Genomic DNA, 5,572 nt, shown 5'->3' on the forward strand with positions numbered 1-5,572 from the left:
TGATTCCTTCAGCAAGATCAATCATCCCAGCTCAGAAGGGCATCTCGTCTTCTCAGCGCCGAACCGTTACCCATCACCACCGGTGGATTGAGGCTCAGTGGGAGGGGAGCCCTGATAGTAAATCTTGTGAGTTCGGATCAAGGGGTACCCCGACTGAGGCAGGCATCGAAGTGCCTGTACTGGTCGAAAACTCGGTTATCGGTTACGGCCTGGACTTTCATGCGGCGGGCCGGTACTCGTTGAGCAGTCCATCGAGACGCTGCCGGCGTCGGATCCTGTTGATCGGGGCAGAGAAGGGGATCATGTTCGGTTCGTCTTCGTGCGTACGCAGAAGCATCTCGTCGCCTTGGTGGCTGCGCCCGGCGTTGTGGTGGGCGACGTAGACGTCGAGCACGTGGCGTAGGTGGCGTTCTCCGGTGATGAGGATCCGGTCGGTGCACTCTCGGTAGACGGAGCCGATCCAGCGCTCGGCGAAGGCGTTCATCCGCGGGGGCCTGCGGTGCGGTGAGCACGATCTCGATGCCGGTGGGGGCGAAGGCCGCGTCGAGGGCGGCACCGACCTTCGCGTCGCGGTCGCGAATCAGGTATCTGAATCGGTTCCCGGTCTCCTCCAGATCACCGGCAAGACTGCGGGCCAGCTGCACCACCCAGTCCTCGGTTGGATGCTGGGTAATGCCGAGGGGTGGACCCTGCGTGTCTTGATCGTCGACGACGAATGCGACATTGCTTGTCGAAATCTTTGAAGGCGATCTCGGCGGCTTCCAGGGTGGGTGCGGTGTAGATGGCGCGCATGCCGGCGAGTGCAACGACAGGATCGCCTCGTCGATACTGCCCAGCCGACGGGAGCGTTTCGGCACGATCGCCGGCTCGAATGTCCCATTTCGGTCCCGTGGAACGTCCAACTCGACTGGACCGTGCACAGTGGACACCGTCTTCGTTGATCGTCCGTCTGAAAAACGCTCGCTACGCGCATCGCGCCTACCTGCTCAAAGAAGGACTCCGGCACGTCTTCAAGATCAAAGGTGATGCCGGGAAACAGGTCCTCGACAAGTGGATCAGCTGGGGCCCGCCGCATCCCAGTCTTCGTCTCCTTGCAGAAACACATCGTCAAACACCGCGCCGTGATCAACGTCGCCCTCGAACAGAGCCTGTCCCAAGGACTGATCGAGTGAGTCCACCAACACCAAAATCCGCCTGCTGACCGGCATCGGCTTCGGATTCCGCAGCCCGAAGCACTCATCGCCCTGGCCATGTTCGCCCTCGGCGGCCACCCAACCTCCTCCGACGAAAATGACACCCACGATCAATCACAAGAGCCAAGAAATAGGGGTCTTTGACCGGTCTCAGCTCCGTGCACCGCGGGAAACGCGGGTTGAAGGATCCATGCACTGTCCGACCGGGTGAGACTGGCGCCGGCTGTCGCGGTCTCGGCCGTCAATACCAACGACGCTCACGCCCTCAAACCGCTGCTTGGCGATCCCCGCCGTGAAGTCCCGGCGCGGGCCCTGCCGGTGCCTGTCCGTGTGGCCCCATCAGGGCGATCAAAAGTGCACGGAGTTCTATCCAGGTCTGTTGCTGCTCCTGTACCTAAAGCCTGTCCCGTAATGATCAAGGTTTGGTGGTGGGTAAGGAATGAGCAGTCCTTGCCGGGGCGGCTGGTGTTCAGTGGGTCATGGCCAGGTTGCGCATGAGGGCCACGCCCCTGGCGGCGTGCCAGACGCCGTCGCGTTTGCGTCGGCAGTTGCGGAGGATGTTCCAGGACTTCATGTGCGCCAGGGCATGCTCGACACGGGCTCGGACGCGTTTGTGAACGGTGTTGAGTTCTTCCTTCCAGTCGGGAAGTTCGCTGCCGTCAGCCGGTTTGCGATACGGCGTGATCACTTCGCGGTTGCCCTGGTAGCCGCCGTCGGCCATTACGTGCGCACCTGTGCAGTGCTGGTCGACACTGGATTCGGTGTAGGCCCGGCAGTCGTTGCGGTTGCCCGGCAACGGCTTCCCGATCGCGACCGTCAGACGGGGTGTTGGCGTCGATGACCACCTGCAGGTTGGTCGAGTACCGGTAGTTCTTCGACGACGCGCTCACGCTTCGGTCATGCGTCGGCACCAGGGTGCCGGCCACGATCAGCACCGTCTCCGGGCTGTGCTTGCGCGTGGTCTGCGACAACGCCAGATACGGGCCCAGTTGCTCCACGACCCTTCCGGCCGCGGACTTGGAGACATCGAAGAGCAACGCGACCTGCCGCAACGTCAGGTTGGTGCGGTAGTACACCGCCACCAGCAGCACCCGGTCGTCCAGCGACAGCCCCCAGCGACGACCGGCACCGGTCTGCTCAGCGCCACGACCTCGAACGATGCCCACCAGCTTGCCGAACTGCCGCACCGACAGCCCCGTGAACGTCGGTATCCACGTCGGCTGGTCAACCCCAATCACCTGCACCAGCACATGATCCACTACCGCCCTCATCCAGGGATTACGTGACAAGCTTTAGCCGATCAGTGAGGTTTAACCGGTATGGGTACCGCAGCAAGAGCGCGCTCTAGCTGCGGTACCGAGATGTCTTTTCGCGGTATCGGCGTCTGGAGTGTGGCAGGCGCGACGCTCTGTGGCCGGACACGTGTGCGAGTGCGGTGACGGGTGTGTGGACGGGCAAATAACCGTCCAATGCGTCGTGCGGAAGTGTTGTTTGTGGTGAACTGCCTCCGAAGGGATTCTACCTGCGCAAGCTTCGTTTGCAGGATGACGCGAGTAGTTCGTTTACAAGGGAGATATCCATGGCCGGAGTGTCGACTACAACCCCGGGAATGCAGCAGGCTGCGGGCCACCTCGCCAACACCCAGAGTGTGGCCAAAGGCGGTGTGCAGAGCGTCGGTGACGGCCTAGCCGCGCTGAAGTCGACGTGGACCGGTGACGCGTCCATGGCGTTCGATTCCTCGATGAAGGCGTGGATGGACGACTGCCAGTTCATCGTCAACAAGCTCGGCGAAATGGTCGAGATCATGAATGGCAACCGGCAGGCCATCACGGTCGGCGAGCAGGTCAACGCCGAGACCGCCGCCGGCATCCTGACCGGCCCGGGCCTACAGGGTCTGTGACCCGGCGCGACGTGACCCTCAGCTGAACGATTGAAAGGACTTTTGCTTTGCCTACTTATACCTTTGACCGCGGCATGGCCGACTCGGTCCGCGATCAGATGGCCACCGTCACCCGGCGCCTGCAGACCGAGCTGGAGAACATGCACCAGCAGATCGTCTCCACCCTGCAGGACTGGCAGGGCGACGCCAAGGACCAGTACATGGTTGCGAAGGCCCAGTGGGACGCCGCCGCACAGCGCATGCCGCAGAGCTTGAACTCCGCCGAGGTGGCTCTCGACCAGATCACCGGCGGCTACCTCAAGGTCGAGCACACCGGCATGAATGCGTGGGGCGGCTTCGGCGTCAAGTGATCTCGACGGTGCCACCGGGTGCTATTCGGACCCTGGTGGCACCCCTATGCGTCAGCAACCATGCTTTGACCGCTAAGGAGCTTAAATGGGAGCCCGCGAAACTTTAGATACTATGGGTGGGCCTGATAAGCTGCCCGTGCTTCCGGAAGACATCGAGCATGTCGATCCTTTCGAAGGAACTGACGTCTTGGTGACCGGCGACTGGGCCGGTCCTGTCGACGGCCACTTCGCTGACCTGTTTGACTGGCCGAAGGTGCCAGCCAGCGGTGAGAACACCGGGCCTGGTGTCCGCGTCAGCACCGAGGCCTTGCGGACCTTCGCGACGAACCTTCGCTCGATGCTCGAGCCGTTGAACGCTGCCAAGCGGCACGTCGAGTCGGTGAAACTCGCACCCGGTACCTTCCTGGACGCCGCCGAATTGACCGGCAAGGTGTTCGGTGGCAAGACTGACGGCATCCAGCCGACCACGCTGACGTTTATCAACAATGCGCTGCAAGCGATCACCAAGACAGCCGAGGAGCTTGAGCGCCTCGCGTCGGAGTACCAGACTGCCGAGGAGCTCAACGCGGCCACTGGCCAGGACCTCGGCGAGCACATCCAGGATGCCAAGAACTACATCACGGCCGCGGTCAACGGCCCCACCAGCGTCGCCTGATCCAGTCTCCGCCTCGATTCGCCGCAGGACCGTCCCCGCCGGGGACATCATTCCCGTCTAACACGAAAGCTTTGCGAAATGGCTGATGGGCAAATTGTCACCCGGGACGACGGCTCTGTCATCGCGGTCGGCGATGGAATGGGTGGGAGTCGGGCAGATTACGACACATGGGACTGGAAACACATCAAGGCGGCGATCACGGGGTCCGCCGCGGTCAGCAAGGACAACCAGGTCGACAACACTAACGGAACGTCCGACCCCACGACGTTGTGGCAGGCCGCGCTCAGCTTCCGCGCGGTCATGGAGATCCTGGGCGCGGTCGGTACCAGCGTCCTTGACCAAGCGAGGGCTCTCGCGGGCGAGGGAAGTCCGTGGCAGGGCGGGGCCGCGACGGCGTTCCTCGGCCTGATGGAGCAGTTTTCTAAGGCGTTCACCAATCACGCGCAGCAGATCGACGGCGGCCCGGCCCGTATCAATCCGGTTCCGGAGCAATTGTGGGCCGCTGGCGATTACCTCAACTGGGCCCGGAATACAGTAAACGAGATCGACCACTACTACGCTAATGCGACGAAAGAGATCGTTCGCAGGATCAACGATTTTTACGGCCAGCAGGTGCACGCCGATCCGGTCATGGATAACGGCCTGGTCCAGGTCAGCATGTTCCCCGAGGTAGTCGAGGGCATGAACCGGGACATGCGCCAGGTGCTGAAGACCCTCGCGGGCAAGTACCAGGAGGCCGCGTTCGACACAGCGTTGATGTCCGTGCCCACCCCGGGCCCGCTCAACGACGTGCCCGGCGGTCCAGGTGGGGTGCCCCCGGACCCCTTCCCCTCGGTATCCGTGCCGCTGCCTAAGTTCACTCCGCCCGCGTTTGATCCGCCAAAGTTTGATCAGCCTGAGTTCGACTCGGGCACGGTCGGCCCCAACGGTCCCGGTGCCCTCACTCCGCCTGAGTTTGACCCGCCTGAGTTTGACTCGGGCACGGTTGGCCCTAACGGTCCCGGCGCCCTCACTCCGCCCGCGTTTGATCCGCCAAAGTTTGATCAGCCTGAGTTCGATCCGGGCACGGTCGGCCCCAACGGTCCCGGTGCCCTCACCCCACCCGAGTTTGACCCGCCCGCGTTCGAACCGCCGCCCGGTACGCCCGGAGACGTCCCCGCCATTCCGCCGTTCGTGCCGCCGTTCTCTCCGCCGTCGCTGGGCAGCGGTTCCGGCATCAAACCGCCGTCGGCGCAGAAGCCCGGAATCGGGTCCGGCGTGGGTATGCCCGAGCTCGAGAAGCCGGACCTGGAGCCGTTCACGCCATCCGCGCCGCCTGCAATGTCGGAGATGCCAGACGCCGGCAACTGGGGCGCGGGCGAGGGCACGCAGTCGATCGGAACTCCCGACCAGCGCGGCATCGGCATGCCCGGCGGCATGCCGATGATGCCGCCGATGTCTCCGCCGGCTGGTGCGGGTGGTGGGCAGTCGGAGC

At 63.4% G+C, this 5,572-nt stretch carries 5 protein-coding genes and 4 pseudogenes; 6 read left to right on the top strand and 3 right to left on the bottom strand.

Annotated features, from left to right (window positions below; genetic code table 11):
* Positions 1–217 precede the first annotated feature (217 nt).
* Both AC07FN_RS43895 and AC07FN_RS43900 read right to left on the bottom strand, forming a co-directional pair.
* Positions 218–484 (bottom strand): integrase core domain-containing protein, encoded by a 267-nt coding sequence (locus AC07FN_RS43895; RefSeq protein ID WP_478401035.1) that lies wholly within the window; start codon positions 482–484, stop codon positions 218–220.
* Positions 485–797: 313 nt separating this feature from the next.
* Positions 798–956 (bottom strand): annotated as a pseudogene (locus AC07FN_RS43900) (transposase); the annotation flags it as partial.
* 14 nt (positions 957–970) lie between these two features.
* Between AC07FN_RS43900 and AC07FN_RS43905 the strand changes: the two are divergent.
* Positions 971–1,337, top strand: a pseudogene (locus AC07FN_RS43905) (transposase); the annotation flags it as partial.
* Positions 1,328–1,512, top strand: a pseudogene (locus AC07FN_RS43910) (IS5/IS1182 family transposase); the annotation flags it as partial. The pseudogenes AC07FN_RS43905 and AC07FN_RS43910, both read left to right, overlap by 10 nt.
* A 150-nt stretch (positions 1,513–1,662) precedes the next feature.
* Here the strand turns inward: AC07FN_RS43910 and AC07FN_RS43915 are convergent.
* A pseudogene (locus AC07FN_RS43915) lies at positions 1,663–2,440 on the bottom strand (transposase).
* Positions 2,441–2,772: 332 nt separating this feature from the next.
* Between AC07FN_RS43915 and AC07FN_RS43920 the strand changes: the two are divergent.
* From AC07FN_RS43920 to AC07FN_RS43935, 4 genes are all read left to right on the top strand, one after another.
* Entirely contained in the window at positions 2,773–3,093 is a 321-nt protein-coding gene (locus tag AC07FN_RS43920; protein ID WP_478401036.1) for a WXG100 family type VII secretion target, read from the top strand.
* Positions 3,094–3,167: 74 nt separating this feature from the next.
* Positions 3,168–3,443, top strand: a complete 276-nt coding sequence (locus tag AC07FN_RS43925) for a WXG100 family type VII secretion target (protein ID WP_478401037.1) — start codon at positions 3,168–3,170, stop codon at positions 3,441–3,443.
* A gap of 136 nt (positions 3,444–3,579) precedes the next feature.
* On the top strand, positions 3,580–4,098 hold the full coding sequence (locus AC07FN_RS43930; RefSeq protein ID WP_478401038.1) for a hypothetical protein: 519 nt from the start codon (positions 3,580–3,582) through the stop codon (positions 4,096–4,098).
* A gap of 78 nt (positions 4,099–4,176) precedes the next feature.
* Positions 4,177–5,572, top strand: a 1,396-nt coding sequence (locus AC07FN_RS43935; RefSeq protein WP_478401039.1) for a WXG100 family type VII secretion target, incomplete at its 3' end; no start/stop codon positions are given.

The organism is Saccharopolyspora sp. NPDC045941 (genome assembly GCF_056431445.1).